This window comes from Pseudomonas sp. SDO55104_S430, from assembly GCF_054070595.1.
In genome coordinates, this window is the sequence record NZ_JBSVXG010000122.1 from 1 (window position 1) to 17,963 (window position 17,963).

16 protein-coding genes and 1 tRNA gene are annotated in these 17,963 nt (G+C 60.3%); 14 read left to right on the forward strand and 3 right to left on the reverse strand.

The window, feature by feature from the left end; all coding sequences use genetic code 11:
* Window positions 1-163 precede the first annotated feature (163 nt).
* From ACW9JE_RS19755 to ACW9JE_RS19790, 8 genes are all read left to right on the forward strand, one after another.
* The gene (locus ACW9JE_RS19755; RefSeq protein WP_457433682.1) at window positions 164-1,669 is read left to right on the forward strand and encodes a YdgA family protein; all 1,506 of its coding nucleotides are present in this window, start codon (window positions 164-166) and stop codon (window positions 1,667-1,669) included.
* Window positions 1,670-2,134: 465 nt separating this feature from the next.
* Window positions 2,135-2,401, forward strand: coding sequence for a hypothetical protein (locus ACW9JE_RS19760; protein WP_457433683.1), 267 nt, complete (start codon window positions 2,135-2,137; stop codon window positions 2,399-2,401).
* A 275-nt stretch (window positions 2,402-2,676) separates the two neighbouring features.
* On the forward strand, window positions 2,677-3,240 hold the full coding sequence (locus ACW9JE_RS19765) for a YbhB/YbcL family Raf kinase inhibitor-like protein (RefSeq protein ID WP_457433685.1): 564 nt from the start codon (window positions 2,677-2,679) through the stop codon (window positions 3,238-3,240).
* 88 nt (window positions 3,241-3,328) lie between these two features.
* Window positions 3,329-5,050, forward strand: coding sequence for a vWA domain-containing protein (locus ACW9JE_RS19770; RefSeq protein ID WP_457433686.1), 1,722 nt, complete (start codon window positions 3,329-3,331; stop codon window positions 5,048-5,050).
* Window positions 5,050-5,661 carry an RNA polymerase sigma factor gene (locus ACW9JE_RS19775; RefSeq protein ID WP_457433687.1) on the forward strand — a complete coding sequence of 204 codons (612 nt, stop codon included), beginning with the start codon at window positions 5,050-5,052 and terminating at the stop codon, window positions 5,659-5,661. Before ACW9JE_RS19770 ends, ACW9JE_RS19775 begins: the two co-directional genes overlap by 1 nt.
* Window positions 5,658-6,266: a hypothetical protein gene (locus tag ACW9JE_RS19780; RefSeq protein ID WP_457433688.1), complete on the forward strand. Its 609-nt coding sequence runs from the start codon at window positions 5,658-5,660 to the stop codon at window positions 6,264-6,266. Before ACW9JE_RS19775 ends, ACW9JE_RS19780 begins: the two co-directional genes overlap by 4 nt.
* A gap of 20 nt (window positions 6,267-6,286) precedes the next feature.
* Complete coding sequence (locus ACW9JE_RS19785; protein WP_457433689.1) at window positions 6,287-6,538, forward strand: hypothetical protein; 252 nt, start codon at window positions 6,287-6,289, stop codon at window positions 6,536-6,538.
* The gene (locus ACW9JE_RS19790) at window positions 6,526-6,762 is read left to right on the forward strand and encodes a hypothetical protein (protein ID WP_457433690.1); all 237 of its coding nucleotides are present in this window, start codon (window positions 6,526-6,528) and stop codon (window positions 6,760-6,762) included. Before ACW9JE_RS19785 ends, ACW9JE_RS19790 begins: the two co-directional genes overlap by 13 nt.
* Window positions 6,763-6,825: 63 nt before the next feature.
* On the opposite strand, the gene ACW9JE_RS19795 is transcribed toward ACW9JE_RS19790, so the two are convergent.
* Window positions 6,826-6,902 (reverse strand) — tRNA-Arg (locus ACW9JE_RS19795).
* Between the two features lie 348 nt (window positions 6,903-7,250).
* On the opposite strand from ACW9JE_RS19795, the gene gabD reads away from it, so the two are divergent.
* From gabD to ACW9JE_RS19810, 3 genes are all read left to right on the forward strand, one after another.
* Window positions 7,251-8,693: an NADP-dependent succinate-semialdehyde dehydrogenase gene (gene gabD, locus ACW9JE_RS19800; RefSeq protein ID WP_224538849.1), complete on the forward strand. Its 1,443-nt coding sequence runs from the start codon at window positions 7,251-7,253 to the stop codon at window positions 8,691-8,693.
* Window positions 8,694-8,882: 189 nt separating this feature from the next.
* Window positions 8,883-10,160: a 4-aminobutyrate--2-oxoglutarate transaminase gene (gene gabT / locus ACW9JE_RS19805; RefSeq protein WP_224538847.1), complete on the forward strand. Its 1,278-nt coding sequence runs from the start codon at window positions 8,883-8,885 to the stop codon at window positions 10,158-10,160.
* 136 nt (window positions 10,161-10,296) lie between these two features.
* Window positions 10,297-11,508 (forward strand): HDOD domain-containing protein, encoded by a 1,212-nt coding sequence (locus ACW9JE_RS19810; protein WP_457433692.1) that lies wholly within the window; start codon window positions 10,297-10,299, stop codon window positions 11,506-11,508.
* 251 nt (window positions 11,509-11,759) lie between these two features.
* Here the strand turns inward: ACW9JE_RS19810 and ACW9JE_RS19815 are convergent, their stop codons facing one another.
* Both ACW9JE_RS19815 and desA read right to left on the reverse strand, forming a co-directional pair.
* The gene (locus ACW9JE_RS19815) at window positions 11,760-12,749 is read right to left on the reverse strand and encodes a GGDEF domain-containing protein (RefSeq protein ID WP_457433693.1); all 990 of its coding nucleotides are present in this window, start codon (window positions 12,747-12,749) and stop codon (window positions 11,760-11,762) included.
* 265 nt (window positions 12,750-13,014) lie between these two features.
* Window positions 13,015-14,196 (reverse strand): delta-9 fatty acid desaturase DesA, encoded by a 1,182-nt coding sequence (gene desA / locus ACW9JE_RS19820; protein ID WP_224538841.1) that lies wholly within the window; start codon window positions 14,194-14,196, stop codon window positions 13,015-13,017.
* A gap of 139 nt (window positions 14,197-14,335) precedes the next feature.
* Here desA and dibA point away from each other — a divergent pair, with 139 nt between their 5' ends.
* The 3 genes from dibA to ACW9JE_RS19835 all read left to right on the forward strand — a co-directional run bounded on the left by dibA (window position 14,336) and on the right by ACW9JE_RS19835 (window position 17,871).
* Complete coding sequence (dibA, locus tag ACW9JE_RS19825) at window positions 14,336-16,249, forward strand: phosphodiesterase DibA (RefSeq protein WP_457433694.1); 1,914 nt, start codon at window positions 14,336-14,338, stop codon at window positions 16,247-16,249.
* Between the two features lie 345 nt (window positions 16,250-16,594).
* Entirely contained in the window at window positions 16,595-16,777 is a 183-nt protein-coding gene (gene oscA, locus ACW9JE_RS19830; RefSeq protein ID WP_007975618.1) for a sulfur starvation response protein OscA, read from the forward strand.
* Between the two features lie 80 nt (window positions 16,778-16,857).
* The gene (locus tag ACW9JE_RS19835; RefSeq protein ID WP_224538837.1) at window positions 16,858-17,871 is read left to right on the forward strand and encodes a sulfate ABC transporter substrate-binding protein; all 1,014 of its coding nucleotides are present in this window, start codon (window positions 16,858-16,860) and stop codon (window positions 17,869-17,871) included.
* Window positions 17,872-17,963: the final 92 nt, after the last annotated feature.

A 17,963-nucleotide genomic window follows, 5' to 3' on the forward strand; every position in this document is an offset into this window, starting at 1 on the left:
TACAGGGGATGACACCTTTTCTGTAGGAGCGAGGCTTGCCCGCGAAGGCGTTCGTATGAACGCCCGCCTGATGCTAATCTGCACCCCACTTGTCGAGCCGCAACCCGCCCAGGGTTCAGGGAAGACGACCACATTTCAGTAACGGACATTGATCGGGTCATTCATGAATAAATCAGCAGGCGTGCTTCTGGGAATCGTTGTGGCCATCGGCGCAGTCAGCGCCGGCGGCGCGTGGTACACCGGCACCAAAATCGAAAGCGTGATCAACACCTCCCTGGCCGACGCCAACCAGCAATTGCAGGCGGCGATGGTCGGCCATAAAGGCACCGCCAAAGTGGAACTGGTGTCGCTGGAGCGCCACGTTTTCAGCAGCACCGCGCACTACCGCCTGAAGGCCGAGGGTGAAATGTTCGGCGAGGCGCCGGTCGAATTGCTGTTCGTCGACAAACTCGAACACGGCCCGCTGCCATTCTCTCGTCTGATGACGCTCAAGCTGCTGCCGGTCATGGCCACCAGTCACTACGAACTGGAAAAAACGCCGCTGACCGAAAAGTGGTTCGCCGCCACCAAGGACGCATCGCCGCTCAAGGGCGTGGTCAACATCGGTTACGACAACTCCACCAACGGTTCGCTGGAATTGCTGCCGGTGGAAACCGCGCTGGATGACAAGTCCAGCGTGAAATTCTCCGGTCTCAAAGTCGACGTTTCCGCCAGCGCCGAAGCGAAGAAGGTCAAGGCCGACGGCTACATGGACAGCCTCAAGCTGGTAACCGTCGCTGAAGATCAGGCACCGGTGCAGGTCGAGTTGAGCGGCCTGACCCTGGCCAGCAACCTGAACAAAAGCACCTACGGTTACTACACCGGTGAAAACACCCTCAGCCTGACCAACAGTAAGACCACCTTCAGCCCGAAACAGACGGTGCTGGGTTTCAAGAATTTTGAAATGAAGAACCAGACCCAGGAATCGGGCACCACCGCTTCGGGGCGTGCCGATTACAAGATCGACGAAGTAACGCTCAACGACAAAAAGGTCGGTTCGGTGCAGATGGCCTTGAGCCTGAAGAACCTCGATATTCCGTCGACCATGGCGTTGATGGAGATTTACCAGACCAAACTGCAGCCGTACGAGCAGGCGGTTGCCGAGGCCACTGAAGCCGGTCAGCCGGCACCGGAGCTGAACCTGACCGAAGCCGAAGAAGCAGTGCTCAAATCCAATCTGGAGAAGCTGCTGGCTGCCGGCCCGCAGGTCGCGCTGGAAAACCTGTCGCTCAAGACTACCAATGGCGAAAGCCGCGCCAACCTGGTGCTGGACCTGACCAAACCGCCATCGGTTGAAGTGCCTGCCGACCAGCTGGTTCGCCAGTTGATCGCCTTGCTGGATCTGAATCTGCAAGTGTCCAAGCCGATGCTCGTCGACATCCTCACCCTGCAATCGCAGCTGGATGGCCAGACTGATGCCAAGTTGATCGCCGATCAGGCGACTGCTTCGGCGGACATGTTCAGCAGCATGGCCGTGGGTTCGCAACTGGCGAAGCTCGATGGCAACAACGTCGTGAGCAAGCTGCATTACGCCAACAATGAGGTGGATTTCAACGGGCAGAAAATGACGGTTGAGCAGTTTGTTGGATTCTTGATGAGCAAGTTTGGTGGGACTGTGCAGGTTCAATAACCTGGCTTCACACCAACCCCTGTAGGAGCGAGCACGCTCGCGATGGACGTCAACGATAACGCTGGCTTCCTGACACCCAGCGGCGTCTGCGCCTCCATCGCGAGCATGCTCGCTCCTACAGGATCCGCGTCCCCATTCATTTCGTCACCTGGATCCGAGACTTGTGTAGGACGGTTCCGAAGCGTGCAAACCCCGTTGTATTGGCTTTGGGCGCTCGCCTATTGTTCGACGTCGCCGGCAGAACGGCGATAGACCTTAGCCGGTCGTTTGAGAAGAAAGCACGAGCGCCCGTATAATCGCGGCGCTTTTTGCTGCCTGACATATGTCTATGGTGGCTGTGCGTGGGACACCTACGGGTGTGCCGGGTTTCCTCTCACCGGTCGGCTAACCCCCGTACAGCTACCACCTCATTCGATTAGCCGCGGAGAAGGGTGGGAGTTTCATCATTAAGAGGAAATTCAAACCATGTCCAAATACCGCCCACTCGAAAGCAACTTCAGCGTCGGCCCAACCCTCTACATCGACACCGAAGCCCGCGCGTCTGACCTCCTCGAAACCGCCACCCACCGCATCAAAGCCGCGCGCAATCTCCTCAACAGCATCACCTGCCTATGCATCAAAGACGCCCAAGGCCACGACCTCGAACACTTCGCCAACGCCGCCCACATCCTCATCCAGGACGGTTGCGAAGCCCTGAACGCCCTAGGCTGGAAGCTCGAAATAAAAGCCTGACAACACCGCCACCCCCTGTAGGAGCGAGCACGCTCGCGATGGAGCTCCAGACACCGCGGGAAATCAGACACCCCGCGTTATCGTTGGCGACCATCGCGAGCATGCTCGCTCCTACAGGATCTGTGTCAGCCCCGAATAAACCGCCAACCTGCATCTGCGGCCAGACGTTCCAGACCTAATCTCGATGCTCAGCCAAATCCCACTGCCAACGCGCGAAAGGTCCGGCTATAGTTTGCACGCCGACCACGGCCCCACCCCGCACAAGGTGCTCCGGAATGACCCGATTGACCTCATTGAAACCTTGGCTCGCGGCTTTGGCAGTCGCCTTTTGCGTGCAGATGCCAGCGCAGGCCGCCAAAGAGGCCTTCACCCTGAACATCCCGGGCGTGTCCGATGATCGCCTGTTCACCTCGGCCGCCGCCAGCGATGCCCAGGGTTGCGGCGGGCACAACGTGTCTCCGGCCCTGGCCTGGAACGCCGGCCCCGCGGGTACCCAAAGCTACGCCATCGTCATGCACGACCCGGACGGCCAGAAAGGCCAAGGCGTCGATCACTGGGTGCATTACGGCATCAAGGCCAGCACCCGTCAGATCCCGGCCGGTGTCGGCGCCAAGTCCGCGTTCGAAGGCATGGGCGGCACCAACAGCAAAGGCAGCACCGGCTACGTTGGCCCGTGCCCGCCGGTGGGCGACAGCGCGCATCACTACATCATCCAGCTCTACGCCCTGGACCTGGCGCCGGATGCGTTGCCTGCGGGCCTGACCCGTGCGCAGTTCCTGGAAAAAATCAAAGGCCACGTGCTGCGCAACAGCAGCGTAGTGCGGCGTTATCACCGCTGAAAAATTTTTCACAGCGGCTTAACCCGAATAAAAAGGGCTGCCCGTCTCACAGGATGAATGGATCAATTTCATCCTGAGGTCAGCCCCCATGTCCCTTCCCCTGCATTTCCTCCGCCCGGCCGCCCAGGGTTTCGCCGCCGGGTTGCTGCTGGCCGTTGCCGGTTGCGGCGTTTCATCCAAACCCGAATCCGTGGCGGTGCCTTCACCGATCGCATTGAAAACCGAAGCGTTGGTCCAGCAGGAAGCACCGATGGCCGACGCCGCCGTGGTCGGTGGTGCGCAGGCCAAACGCAGTGTGCGCGTGGCGTCGATGGCGAATGTTGCGCCGATGCCGGCCGCAGAAGCTTATCCACAGGGCTATCGCGACGAGCAGCGGGAGCAATACCAAACGATTGTGGATAACCCTATCCACAGCGTCCTTGAAGCACCGGTTTCGACCTTCAGCGCCGACGTCGACACCGGCGCCTACGCCAACGTCCGGCGTTTGCTCAACCAGGGGCGCCTGCCGCCGGAAGGGGCGGTGCGGCTGGAGGAAATGGTCAATTACTTCCCCTACGACTACGCCCTGCCCACCGATGGCTCGCCCTTTGGCGTGACCACCGAGCTGGCGGCCTCGCCGTGGAACCCGCACACCCGCCTGCTGCGCATCGGCATCAAGGCGAGCGACCGCGCGGTGGCGGAGCTGGCGCCGGCGAACCTGGTGTTTCTGGTGGACGTGTCCGGCTCGATGGATCGCCGCGAGGGTTTGCCGCTGGTCAAAAGCACGCTGAAGTTGCTGGTCGATCAATTGCGCGAACAGGATCGCGTGTCGCTGGTGGTCTACGCCGGCGAATCCCGTGTGGTGCTGGAACCCACTTCCGGACGGGAGAAAGCGAAAATTCGTACAGCCATCGACCAATTGACTGCAGGCGGCTCAACCGCCGGCGCGTCGGGCATCGAACTGGCTTATCAACAGGCGCAAAAAGCCTTTATCCCCAAGGGCATCAACCGCGTGCTGCTGGCCACCGACGGTGACTTCAATGTGGGCATCAGCGACTTCGACAGCCTCAAGCAAATGGCTGTGGATAAACGCAAAACCGGCGTTTCCCTGACCACTCTGGGTTTCGGTGTTGATAACTACAATGAACAGCTGATGGAACAATTGGCCGATGCCGGCGATGGCAACTATGCCTACATCGACAACCTGCGCGAGGCCCGCAAAGTGCTGGTGGATCAACTCGGCTCGACCCTCGCCACGGTGGCGAAGAACGTCAAGTTGCAGGTGGAGTTCAACCCGGCGCAGGTCAGCGAATACCGGCTGCTGGGTTATGAAAACCGCGCGCTCAAGCGTGAGGATTTCAGCAACGACAAGGTCGATGCCGGTGAAATCGGTGCAGGACACACGGTGACGGCGTTGTACGAAATTGTCCCGGCGGGGGAGAAGGGCTGGCTGGAACCGCTGCGCTACGGAAAGTCGGATGCCGCGGTTGCCGACAAAAATGGAGAAATGGCGATGCTGCGTGTGCGTTATCAACTGCCGGAAGGTGGGAAAAGTCGTCTGATCGAACGGCCGATTGTGAACGCGCCAGCAGGCAAGCCTAGCGATGACTTGCGCTTTGCCGCGGCGGTGGCGGCGTTTTCCCAGCAGCTCAAGGATGGCCGCTACACCGGTGACTTCAGCTTCAAGGACACCGAAGCCCTGGCCCGTGGCGCACGGGGCGACGACCGCTTCGGCCTGCGCGCCGAGTTCGTGCAACTGGTGGAGCTGGCGCAGAGCCTGCGCACCACCACCGCGTCGAATTCAACCGCCACTGAACAACGGATCGAATAGTGAGCCGACTCAAGGGCTTCATCAGCCAGCTGTTCGCCTCCAGCAACAGCACCGAGGCCAGCAGCGACGAATCGCTGCTGGCCCGCTATCGCGAGGGTGACGGCGCGGCGTTCGAGATTCTGTACGCGCGCCACCGCCAGGGATTGTTCCGCTTTCTGCTGGGGCTCAGCGGCAGCGCGGAGCGGGCCGAGGAGGTCTATCAGGAAACCTGGCTGAGCCTGATCCGCAGCGCCAGTCAGCCACAGGGCAGGGCGACTTTTCGTACATGGCTGTACCAGATTGCCCGCAACCGCCTGATCGATCACTGGCGCAAGCACGGCATCCATCAGCCGCTGCACGACAGCTACGATGAACAAGCCCACGCCCAGGCCGACGACGCAGCCGACCCTGCGCAACTGCTGAGCCTGAGCCGCGACAGCCAGCGCCTCGACGCCGCCCTGCAAGCCTTGCCGGCCGATCAGCGCGAAGTGTTCCTGCTGCGCGCCTACAGCGATCTCGACCTGCCGCAAATCGCCACCCTCACCGAAACACCGCTGGAAACGGTCAAGAGCCGCCTGCGTTACGCCCAGCAAAAACTGCGTCGGCTGCTGGCCGAAGAGGTACTGACATGACTGACTCCAAGCGAACAGACCAAGTGATCGAACACTACCGCGAACAAGCCACCGGCAAACCACCGGCCCACCTCGATGCCGCCATTTTGGCCGTCGCCCGCAACCAATTGCCTGCGCCGAAACCGAGCCTGTGGCAACGCTGGATCCGCGCCTGCCAACAACCCCGCTGGCAAGTGGCATTCGCCAGCCTCGTCGGCGTCGCACTGATGCTGGCGCTGGTACAACGCACGCCCGAATCCGTACCACGCTACGACTTCGCCCCGGCCCCCAAAGCCGCCGCGCCCATGTCCAAAAAAGAAGCCGAACCCTCGGCCGCCCGCTCACTCAATGCCCCAGCCGGAGCCATGCCCGCACCCGTAGCGCCGATGGCCGAATCCGCCGCCCCGGCACAACTCGAATCCTTCAGCGCCGACAGGGCCGACGAAGCTAAAGCAAGCAAGCGCAAGGCCGCTCCCGTGAAATCTCTGGACGAACAACTGCACGAAGTCATCCACCTGCAAAAAACCGGACAAACCCAGGCCGCCGACAAACTGCTCGCCGACCTGCAAAAACGCTTCCCCAAGGAAAACCTCGACGCCCGACTCCAGCAATTGCAGAAAAACTGATCGGCAAACCACACGACCAATTGGCAACAAGGCCCGAAAACGCGCACTATCGGGCCATAGCCGATGCGTTGGAGGATGCCGTGGCAAAAAAAATCGACCGCATCGCCCAAATGCTCAACTGCCCGGAAAAGGGCGAAGAACTCAGGCGCGCGATTACCGAGAGCCGTAAGGATTTTCTGATGAACCAGCCGGAAGCGGCTGAGGATGAGGAACTGGAAGAGGAGTTCTTCGAGGGGGATGAGGATGACGAGTTTGAGTGGTGGACGGATTGAAAAAACACACTCGTCCGGCCGCCGACCATCTACCGAACTCAGCCGATCTACAGCCGCAGGCTACTGACCTTCTTGAAGCCATTTCGGCCAGCCGCAATGATCGGCGTCCGGTCATTGCTGCCGATGCAATATTTGCCGAGCTTGATGCATTGGTGAATGAAATAGCCGCCGAGAAAAACCATTCTGCAGGACTTGTCGCCCGGGATAATCCCGAACGGTTTTGAGTTTCAAACGCCCACAAAAAAGCCTCAGACCCATCGGACCTGAGGCTTTTTCACATCGATTCATGGCGCACCAGGCGGGATTCGAACCCACGACCCCTGCCTTCGGAGGGCAGTACTCTATCCAGCTGAGCTACTGGTGCAGCGGGCGCCATGATACGCATATGCATGGCAGGCGTCCATGCTGCTGAATCGCCTGTGTTTTTTTAAAGCTGTAACGCGCGTTTGCTACGTTGATCAGAAAAACGCGGCAATAAAGGCTAATTCGTTCTTTTTTTCGAACGCCCTATTGTCCTTTACCCCCTTTGATCCTAGGATTCGTTTGAGATTTCAAACGCTCTTGTCTGGGTGCTGAACCGCACGAATCCAATACGTGCGCTATTTATGTGCTTCAGCCCGGTGAATGATTTCCCTGACGGCAGCCTACCCAGGCGCCTTTCTACAATCATAATTTGCTCCGCGCGTGCGCGGTGCTGTTAAGGAAAGCCGACATGCAGCTTAAAGACACCCAGTTGTTCCGCCAGCAAGCCTTCGTCAATGGCGCTTGGGTCGATGCGGACAGTGGTCTGACCATCAAGGTCAACAACCCGGCAACGGGCGAAATTCTGGGCACCGTGCCGAAAATGGGCGCTGCCGAAACCCGTCTGGCCATCGAAGCTGCTGACAAGGCGCTGCCGGCCTGGCGTGCACTGACCGCCAAAGAGCGTGCGGGCAAACTGCGTCGCTGGTTCGAACTGATGATCGAGAACCAGGAAGACCTGGCTCGTCTGATGACCCTCGAGCAGGGCAAGCCGCTGGCCGAAGCCAAGGGCGAAATCGTTTACGCCGCTTCGTTCATCGAGTGGTTCGCCGAAGAAGCCAAGCGCATCTACGGTGATGTGATTCCGGGCCACCAGCCAGACAAGCGCCTGATCGTGATCAAGCAGCCGATCGGCGTGACCGCTGCCATCACTCCATGGAACTTCCCTGCCGCGATGATCACCCGTAAAGCCGGCCCGGCCCTGGCCGCCGGTTGCACCATGGTGCTCAAGCCTGCTTCGCAAACTCCTTTCTCCGCCCTGGCCCTGGCCGAACTGGCTCAGCGTGCCGGCATTCCTGCTGGTGTGTTCAGCGTTGTAACCGGCAGCGCCGGCGACATCGGCAGCGAACTGACCAGCAACCCGATCGTGCGCAAACTGTCGTTCACCGGTTCGACCGAAATCGGTCGTCAGCTGATGTCCGAATGCGCCAAGGACATCAAGAAAGTGTCCCTGGAACTGGGCGGCAACGCTCCGTTCATCGTGTTCGACGACGCGGACCTGGATAAGGCCGTCGAAGGCGCGATCATTTCCAAATACCGCAACAACGGCCAGACCTGCGTCTGCGCCAACCGCCTGTACATTCAGGACGGCGTTTACGATGCGTTCGCCGAGAAGCTGAAAGTGGCCGTCGCCAAGCTGAAGATCGGCAACGGTCTGGAAGAAGGCACCACCACTGGCCCGCTGATCGATGAGAAGGCTGTGGCCAAGGTGCAAGAGCACATCGCCGACGCACTGAGCAAAGGCGCGACCGTACTGGCCGGTGGCAAGGCGATGGAAGGCAACTTCTTCGAGCCGACCATCCTGACCAATGTGCCGACCAACGCTGCCGTGGCCAAGGAAGAAACCTTCGGTCCTCTGGCGCCGCTGTTCCGCTTCAAAGACGAAGCCGAAGTGATCGCGATGTCCAACGACACCGAGTTCGGTCTGGCCTCGTACTTCTACGCTCGCGACCTGGGTCGTGTGTTCCGTGTGGCTGAAGCTCTGGAATACGGCATGGTGGGCGTCAACACCGGTCTGATCTCCAACGAAGTCGCGCCGTTCGGCGGCATCAAGGCTTCGGGCCTGGGCCGTGAAGGCTCCAAGTACGGCATCGAAGATTACCTGGAAATCAAATACCTCTGCCTGGGCATCTAAGCTCGAAGGCTTGGCATTGCTTCAAGCGCAAAGGGCACGAGAGCGCTGTCCCTTTGCGCCGCTTCAAACGGGAATTTTCTTTGTGGCCGGGAACGCCGTGGCAGTCGATCATCGCATGCTGCCACCGTTGAATCCCCGCCGCGTCATCCTTGAACCACGCCGCCCGATGAGCGGCGAATGAGGAATGTAATGAGCAAGACTAACGCTGATTTGATGGCCCGCCGTGTAGCCGCTGTTCCACGTGGTGTTGGCCAGATCCACCCGATCTTCGCCGAGTCCGCGAAGAACGCTACCGTGACTGACGTTGAAGGTCGTGAGTTCATCGACTTCGCCGGCGGTATCGCTGTACTGAACACCGGCCACGTGCACCCGAAAATCATCGCCGCCGTGACCGAACAGCTGAACAAGCTGACCCACACCTGCTTCCAGGTTCTGGCCTACGAGCCGTACGTGGAATTGTGCGAAAAAATCAACGCCAAGGTGCCAGGTGATTTCGCCAAGAAAACCCTGCTGGTCACCACCGGTTCCGAAGCTGTAGAAAACGCCGTGAAAATCGCCCGTGCCGCCACTGGCCGTGCCGGCGTGATCGCCTTCACCGGCGCTTATCACGGTCGCACCATGATGACCCTGGGCCTGACCGGTAAAGTCGTGCCTTACTCGGCCGGCATGGGCCTGATGCCAGGCGGCGTATTCCGCGCGCTGTACCCGAACGAACTGCACGGTGTGAGCATCGACGATTCGATCGCCAGCATCGAACGCATCTTCAAGAACGACGCCGAGCCGCGTGATATCGCTGCCATCATCATCGAGCCGGTTCAGGGCGAAGGTGGTTTCTACGTCGCTCCGAAAGAGTTCATGAAGCGTCTGCGCGCTCTGTGCGACCAGCACGGCATCCTGCTGATCGCTGACGAAGTACAGACTGGCGCTGGCCGTACCGGCACCTTCTTCGCCATGGAACAGATGGGCGTTGCCGCCGACCTGACCACCTTCGCCAAATCCATCGCTGGCGGCTTCCCGCTGGCCGGTGTGTGCGGCAAGGCCGAACACATGGACGCCATCGCTCCAGGCGGCCTGGGCGGCACCTACGCCGGTAGCCCGATCGCTTGCGCCGCGGCCCTGGCCGTGATGGAAGTGTTCGAAGAAGAAAACCTGCTGGACCGCTGCAAGGCAGTCGGCGAGCGTCTGGTCACTGGCCTCAAAGCCATCCAGGCCAAGCACCCGGTGATCGGCGAAGTCCGTGCCCTGGGCGCGATGATCGCGGTTGAGCTGTTCGAAAACGGCGACAGCCACAAGCCGAACGCTGCAGCCGTGGCTTCCGTTGTGGCCAAGGCTCGCGACAAGGGTCTGATCCTGCTGTCCTGCGGCACCTACGGCAACGTTCTGCGCGTCCTGGTACCGCTGACCTCGCCGGACGAGCAACTGGACAAAGGTCTGGCGATCATCGAAGAGTGCTTCGCTGAGCTCTGATTACCCAGTGTGACCTGCCTCACAAAAAACCCGCTTCGGCGGGTTTTTTCATGGCTGCGCAAATGTCTGCGGCACTTTTGCGCTGTATCGAAAGGCCAGCATTGGCTAAGGTTTCCGCATTGCCAGGGAGAGCTGTATGACAGTTGTCATTTTACCCGCCGTTCCGAGAGTGCTGATCGCCGAGGCCGACCCCTGGTCCCGGGATCTGCTCAAGGAAGTGTTGTTGAACGTACGCTGCGATGCGCGTCTGGATTTGTGCGCCAACGGCCAGCAGGCGCTGGAGTTGCTGGCAGCCAATCCCTATGACCTGGTGATCGCCGACTGGGAGTTGCCGGGCGTGGATGGCCTGAATGTGTTGCGCAGCGTTCGCCAGCGCAAACGCAATCCGCCGTTGCCGTTCATTCTGATGAGCAGCCGCAACGACAGCGCCAGCGTGCGTGAGGCCTTGCCGCTTGCGCCCGCCGCGTATCTGACGAAGCCGCTGAACATGGAAGGCCTGACTCACCGCCTGCAGGATCTGCTGGTCAATGCCGGTGAAGAGGTCGCCTGTGAGGTGCCGTCGCTGGCGCCGGGCATGACTTTGTCGGTGTACCTGGAGCGGCGCCGAGAGCTGGCCGAAGGTGCGCCGTTGATGACTGACGTGCAGTTGGCGGTCAGTCGCAGCCTCAACCCAAATGGTCTGGATCTGTCGAAACTGGAGCACGAGATCCGCACCGATCCGCAGGTCACCGCAGTGCTGATCGCCGCTGCCAATAGCGCCGCGCAGCACAATGGCGGGGCGGTGCAGACCCTGTCCCAGGCGCTGCACAAGCTGGGGACCGGGCAGAGCATGAACCTGATCCTGGGGCTTTCACTCAAGCGCAGCGCCAGGCTCAGCGATCCGAACCTGGCGGACTACGCCGAGCGCAATTGGGGCCTGTCGCTGCACACCGCCGAATACGCCCGCACCCTGGCGCGTTTGCTCGATCTGGATCAGGCGCGCTGCTATTGCGCAGGCGTCCTGCATCGCCTCGGGGATCTGGCGCTGTTGCGCTGCCTGCAGGAGTGGAAGCAGGCCGGTGGCGAGCTGGACGATCAGGAGGAGGTGGGCGATGTGCTCGCCGAATTCGGCGCGGCCTATGGTTCGGCCCTGCGCACTCGCTGGCGCCTGCCGCTGGAGCTGCGACAGCTGATCGCGGCCTGTTATCAGCTCGGTGGCGGGGTTTATTCCCGTGAAGCGCTGGTGATGAACATGGCCGCGCAACTGGCGCGGCTGACGGAGCATGAAGGGGTTGAGGAGCTGGCGAAAAGCCGGACGGCGCGGTTGCTCAAGATCGGCTTGCCGGAGTTGATGCGGATGCGTAAATAACGCGCAGACCCCTTGTAGGAGCTAGCTTGCTCGCGATGGTCGTCAACGATGACGTTGGGCCTCTGGCACCCAGCGGTGTTTTCGAATCCATCGCGAGCAAGCTCGGCTCCTACAGGATTGCGGCGTACACAAAGGAACATTGTGGGAGCGGGCTTGCTCGCGAAGGCGGTGTGTCAGTCACTATCGTCGGTGGCTGACACGGCCTCTTCGCGAGTAAGCCCGCTCCCACATGGGGTTCTGTGGTGGCTGGATCAGCCGGTCACGATCCTGTTCTTGCCATCGCGCTTGGCCTGATACATCGCCGCGTCCGCCCGGGCGAAGAGGCTGTCCAGGCTTTCATCCGCATCGTCGAGGCTGGTCAGCCCCTGGCTCACGGTGATCCCGAACGTTTGCCCGTCATGTTCGAAGCTCAGCCGCTGAATCTCACGCTGCAAGCGCTCCGCCACCTGCAACGCCATCTCCGGCGTACACCCAGGAAACACCGCGGCGAATTCCTCGCCACCAATGCGCCCGAACAGATCACCACGACGCAATGCGGCCCGCCCGCTGTCGGCGATGCGTTGCAGCACGTTGTCGCCTTCCTGGTGGCCGTAGGTGTCGTTGATCACTTTGAAGTCATCGATGTCCAGCATCAGGAACGACAGCGGCGTGCCGTGTTGCCGCGCCAGTTCGAATTCCTCGTGGGCGCCTTCGAAGAAGTGGCGGCGGTTGCTGCTGCGGGTCAGGGCGTCGGTGGTGGCCAGGCGTTGCAGCTCGGTTTCCATGCGCTTCTTGTCGGTGATGTCTTCGGCGATGCCGACGATAATCACCGGCTGCCCAGGCTCGGCCTGACGGTTGATGAAGCACTTGTCGCTGATCCAGCGCAGTTGGCCGTCGGCGTCGATGATCCGGTACTCGCGGTCTTCCACTTCGCCCTTGACCAGCACCTCGGCGAGGCTGCGTTCGGCGTATTCCAGATCGTCGGGGTAGATGCTGTCGCGCCACTGGTTGTAGTCGGCCAGCAGCGAGTCGGCGCTGTGGCCGAAGATCCGTTCATAGGCGGGGCTGACATACAGCACCTGTCGCGTTTCCCAATTGAACGCCCAAAGCACCGCGTTGACGCTCACCAGCAGGGTGTTGAGCAGCTGTTCGCGCTCGCTCAGACGCGCCACCTCGCCCTGGGCGTGCATCAGCGCCAGCAGGGTTTGCGCGGTTTCCGGCCACTGCGGTGAGGTGTGATCTTTCGGGTTTCTATCGATCATCGGCACAACTCTCAAAGGGCGTGCGCCGCTTGAGGTTCGAACGCGGCCGCAACGAAGCCCGCCTGAATGGCGAAGTGTCTTTGAGATAGGGGATACGGGATGAAGTTCCCGATGAGAGCGGCGAGGGAGAGGCCTCCCGCCGGGCGGTAAGGCTAAAAACCGGTGTGGGAGCGAGCCTGCTCGCGATTGCGGTCTTTCAATCAACACGGATGTTGAATGTCAGTCCCTCATCGCGAGCAGGCTCGCTCCCACAGTTTTTTCAGCGTCAGGCAGCGGGACGCAGAGAGTAAGTTTTCAACTGATCGGCAAAATCACGCAGCGACTGAATCCCGCTGGCCTCGGCCTCATGCACCCAATCCTTGATGGCGGCGAGCATGTCGTGGCCGTTGGAGCTGGTCTTGACCCAGATCTGCTGCAGGGCCAGGCGTTTTTCGTAAATCACTTTCAACGCATGGCTGTGTTCGAGCATGGTCTGGATGCGCACATGGTGCCGGTCGTCCAGCAGGCTGGTTTCACGCGAAAGCAGGCGCTTGGCGCGGCGGAACTGGTGGCGGACCGAGTGATCGACCTTGGCCAGCTCCTGCTTGACCAGCGGGCCGATCACCAACTTGCGGTATTGGGCCATGATCTGGAAGCGGTTGTTGAGGATCGCCATGGCAGTGTCCATGTCCAGGCTGCCCTTGCCTTCGACGCGGTGGGCAATCGGCGCCACGCGCTGCACCTTGGCCAGACGCAGGAAACTGAACACTTGAATCCAGGCCCAACCCAGGTCGAACTCCCACTTCTTCACCGACAGCTTGGCCGAGTTCGGGTAGGTGTGATGGTTGTTGTGCAGCTCTTCGCCGCCGATCAGGATGCCCCACGGCACCAGATTGGTCGCCGCATCGCGGCACTCGAAGTTGCGGTAGCCGATCGCGTGTCCCAGACCATTGACCACGCCGGCAGCCCACACCGGAATCCACATCATCTGGATGGCCCAGATGGTGATGCCGATGGTGCCGAACAGCATCAGGTCGATGACGGCCATGATCCCTACGCCCAGCAGCGGATAGCGGCTGTAGAGGTTGCGTTCGATCCAGTCTTCAGGGCAGTTCTTACCGTAGATGCGCAGGGTTTCGGCGTTTTCCGCCTCGGCGCGATACAGCTCGGCGCCTTTGCGCAGAACGGTCGAAAGGCCTTTGATGACCGGGCTGTGCGGGTCATCGACGGTTTCGCATTTAGCGTGATGCTTGCGGTGGATGGCCGTCCACTCGCGAGTGTTCTGAGCCGTGGTCAGCCACAGCCAGAAGCGGAAGAAATGTTTCAGGCCAGCATTGAGCTCAAGGGAGCGATGGGCTGAATAGCGGTGCAGATAGACCGTGACGGCGACAATTGTCACGTGGGTCATCAGCAGAGTGACTGCGACCAGTGACCAGGCCGACAAGCCGAGAAAACCTTCGTACCACATAGGTTATGGGGCCCTCGATAAAGAAAAAAACAGCCGTTGCATTATCCCCATGCGCACACATAAAACCAGTCGGCCTTTCAGATAAGAGTGGCCCTTTGCTTTATAATCCCGACTTTTTTGTAGGGACATGGACCGTCTTATGTCTGCCAGTTATCGCGCTGCCATGCGTGCAGCGTTGTTTTACCTGATGTTTTCCATGATCTGGCTGCAGCTCAGTGGCTATTTATTGAACAGGTTCTTCGATGATTCCGTCGAGGCATCGCGATGGCAACTGATCAACGGTTATGCCTGGCTGCTGTTCAGCGCAGGCTTTGTGTTCTTCGCTCGAGCGCGCCTGTTGCGTTGTTTGGGGATGGCTGCAGAGTCTCGTGATAATCAGGAAAATCGCGAGCGTTTGCGTCAGGCAGCAGCGGTGTTCGACTGCACTCGCGAAGGGGTGCTGGTCACCGATCGTGCGGGCCTGATCGTCCACGTCAATCCGGCCTTCATGCGCATTACCGGTTATCACCGCGAAGAGGTGCTGGGCCAGCGCCCGAACCTGTTCAAGTCCGGTCGTCACTCGACGGATTTCTATCAGAAGATGTTTGCCACCCTCGACAGCGAAGACGAGTGGAGCGGCGAAATCTGGAATCGCCGCAAAAATGGCGAAATATTTCCGCAATGGCAAACCATTCGCGTCATTCGCGACGACCAGGGTCAGCGCAGCCATTACGTCGCGGTGTTTTCCGATATCAGCGCGATCAAGCATTCCGAGCAGGAGCTGATGCACCTGGCGCATCACGACCCGCTGACTGACTTGCCCAATCGCCTGCTGCTCACCGACCGCCTTGAGCAGGCCTTGACCTCGGCGCAGCTGCAAAAGCGCGGTTGCGCGCTGCTGCTGATCGACCTGGATCATTTCAAAATGATCAACGACAGCCTCGGGCACACCATCGGCGATCAATTGCTCAAGGCGGTCGCCGAACGCCTGAGAGCCATGTTCGAGCCGGGCATCACCCTGGCGCGGCTGGGCGGCGACGAGTTCGCGGTGCTGGCCGAGAACTGTCCTCAGGTGGAGCAGGCGGCGGCATTGGCTCGGCGCGTGATCGATGGGCTCAAGGAAGCGTTCCCGATCGATGGGCATCAGCTGTTCATCAACACCAGCATCGGCATCAGCCTGTTCCCCGCCGATGCCTTGAGCGCCGAGCAGCTGTTGCGCAATGCCGATTCGGCGCTGTTCAAGGCCAAGAGCGCGGGCCGCAACGACTATGCGCTCTACACCGAAGAATTGACCGCTCATGCCCAGCAGCGGGTCGAGACCTCGTTTGAGTTGCGTCATGCGTTGGACCAGCAGCAACTGCGGGTTTACTACCAGCCGGTGCATGAGCTGCGTAGCGGCCGATTGATTGGCGTCGAAGCGCTGGTGCGCTGGGAGCATCCGCAGCGGGGCCTGGTGTCGCCGGCGGAGTTCATCCCGATTGCCGAGCGCACCGGGCTGATTGCCGAAATCGATGCCTGGGTGATGCAGCAGGCGTGTCGGCAGATGTGCCAGTGGCAGCAGGCGGGCAGGGGGCTGGCGTTTGTCGCAGTGAATATCTCGTCTCGACTGTTTGCCCGTCGCGAGCTGTATGAGCAAGTGGCCAGGGTGCTGCACGAGACCGGGTTGGACCCGGCCTGTCTGGAGCTGGAAGTCACCGAAAGCGCGGTGATGGAAGACCCCGAAGTGGCGCTGGAGCAGATGTATCGCTTGCGTGAGCTGGGCGTGCAACTGGCCATCGATGATTTCGGCACCGGCTATTCCTCGCTGTTGCGGCTCAAGCGCTTGCCGGTGCAGAAGCTCAAGATCGATCAGGGTTTCGTCGCCGGGTTGCCTTGGGACGAGGACGACGCGGCCATCGTCCGTGTGATCATCGCCCTGGCGCAGAGCATGGGCATGCAGGTGCATGCCGAGGGGATCGAGCAGGCTGAGCAGGCGGCGTTTTTGCTCGAGCAGGGCAGTGAGTTGGGGCAGGGCTACTGGTTCGGGCGGCCGGTGCCGGCTGAGCAGTTGGATTGGACACTGCAGCGCCCTTAGCAACTGGCGAAGCCTGCTCTTCTGTAGGAGCGAGCATGCTCGCGATGGTGGTCAACGATAACGTTGGCTTTCTGAATGCCCGCGCAATCGTTCACGACCATCGCGAGCATGCTCGCTCCTACAGGGCGCGCGGGCGGTAACAAACTCAAGGCGCAGCAGCCTGCGATCTTTTGATCTTCAAACCCCTGCCACCACGCAAACCCCCGCCATCCAATAATTTCTTCTGGTTATATAAACATTCTTAAATAGTATTTTTAAGAATATCAGCGCCTCACTACTATGGATTCCACGCCGCAAGCAGTGCCGCCACTGCCAGGCAACCCCATAGTCGAAAGGAGCAGCACCATGAGCGCATCCCTACGTAGCGTTGACGGTCAGGACGAAGCAACCATCCTGCGTGAAATCCAGAGCGCGCTGCGCGATCTGCGTTTCGGTGCCGTGGAAATCACCGTGCACAACGCTCAGGTGGTGCAGATCGAACGCAAGGAAAAATTCCGCTTGCAGCAGCCGGGCAACAAGCCGGGTTGAGGCGAACGCAGAACCGACACCGCGATTCCAGAAATCCATAACAACTAGCCAACAAAATTAGAATTCCAGGAGCTTTCACCATGTCGTCGATTCGCCATTTCGCTTTGGCCGCTCTGGCCAGCGCCCTGTTTGCCGGTTCCGCGGTTGCCAAGGACTACGAACTGCTCAACGTGTCCTACGACCCGACTCGCGAGCTGTATCAGGATTACAACGCCGAATTCGTCAACTATTGGAAGAAAAGCAACCCTGGCGACAACGTGAAAATCCAGCAGTCCCACGGTGGTTCGGGCAAGCAGGGCCGCGCGGTGATCGACGGCCTGCGTGCTGACGTGGTGACCCTGGCGCTGGCCGGTGACATCGATGAAATCGCCAAGCTCGGCAAGACCCTTCCGGCCGACTGGCAGAAGCGTCTGCCGGAAGCGAGTACGCCTTACACCTCGACCATCGTGTTCCTGGTGCGCAAGGGCAACCCCAAGGGCATCAAGGACTGGGGCGACCTGGTCAAGAACGACGTCTCGGTGATCACTCCTAACCCGAAAACCTCCGGCGGCGCGCGCTGGAACTTCCTCGCGGCATGGGCTTATGGCCTGAAAGCCAACGGCGGTGACGAAGCCAAGGCCAAGGAATACGTACAGACCCTGTTCAAGCACGTGCCCATTCTGGACACCGGTGCCCGCGGCTCGACCATTACCTTCGTGAACAACGGTCAGGGCGACGTGCTGCTGGCCTGGGAAAACGAAGCCTTCCTGGCGCTGAAGGAAGATGGCGGCGCCGACAAGTTCGACATCGTCGTGCCTTCGCTGTCGATCCTCGCCGAGCCACCGGTGGCCGTGGTCGACAAGAACGCCGAGAAGAAGGGCAACGAGCAGATCGCCGAAGCCTACCTCAAGCACCTGTACAGCCCGGCCGGCCAGGAAATCGCGGCGAAAAACTTCTATCGTCCTCGTGACAAGGACATCGCCGCCAAATACGTCACCCAGTTCCCGAAACTGGAACTGGTGACCATCGACAAGGACTTCGGCGGCTGGAAAACCGCGCAGCCGAAATTCTTCAATGATGGCGGCGTGTTCGACCAGATCTATCAGGCGCAGTAATCTTAAATAGCCACCAATGCGCCTCCATGGGGCGCATTGCAAATGTGGGAGCGGGCTTGCTCGCGAAAGCGGTGTGTCAGTTAAAAAGGATG

Bases quoted from the DNA above. Each gene is read 5' to 3' on its own strand.
- ACW9JE_RS19765 (WP_457433685.1), top strand. From the start codon at position 2,677: ATGACCCGATTGACCTCATTGAAACCTTGGCTCGCGGCTTTGGCAGTC.
- dibA (WP_457433694.1), top strand. From the start codon at position 14,336: ATGTCTGCCAGTTATCGCGCTGCCATGCGTGCAGCGTTGTTTTACCTG.
- ACW9JE_RS19810 (WP_457433692.1), top strand. From the start codon at position 10,297: ATGACAGTTGTCATTTTACCCGCCGTTCCGAGAGTGCTGATCGCCGAG.
- gabD (WP_224538849.1), top strand. From the start codon at position 7,251: ATGCAGCTTAAAGACACCCAGTTGTTCCGCCAGCAAGCCTTCGTCAAT.
- ACW9JE_RS19755 (WP_457433682.1), top strand. From the start codon at position 164: ATGAATAAATCAGCAGGCGTGCTTCTGGGAATCGTTGTGGCCATCGGC.
- gabT (WP_224538847.1), top strand. From the start codon at position 8,883: ATGAGCAAGACTAACGCTGATTTGATGGCCCGCCGTGTAGCCGCTGTT.
- ACW9JE_RS19770 (WP_457433686.1), top strand. From the start codon at position 3,329: ATGTCCCTTCCCCTGCATTTCCTCCGCCCGGCCGCCCAGGGTTTCGCC.
- ACW9JE_RS19815 (WP_457433693.1), bottom strand. From the start codon at position 12,749: ATGATCGATAGAAACCCGAAAGATCACACCTCACCGCAGTGGCCGGAA.
- ACW9JE_RS19780 (WP_457433688.1), top strand. From the start codon at position 5,658: ATGACTGACTCCAAGCGAACAGACCAAGTGATCGAACACTACCGCGAA.
- ACW9JE_RS19835 (WP_224538837.1), top strand. From the start codon at position 16,858: ATGTCGTCGATTCGCCATTTCGCTTTGGCCGCTCTGGCCAGCGCCCTG.
- oscA (WP_007975618.1), top strand. From the start codon at position 16,595: ATGAGCGCATCCCTACGTAGCGTTGACGGTCAGGACGAAGCAACCATC.
- desA (WP_224538841.1), bottom strand. From the start codon at position 14,196: ATGTGGTACGAAGGTTTTCTCGGCTTGTCGGCCTGGTCACTGGTCGCA.
- ACW9JE_RS19760 (WP_457433683.1), top strand. From the start codon at position 2,135: ATGTCCAAATACCGCCCACTCGAAAGCAACTTCAGCGTCGGCCCAACC.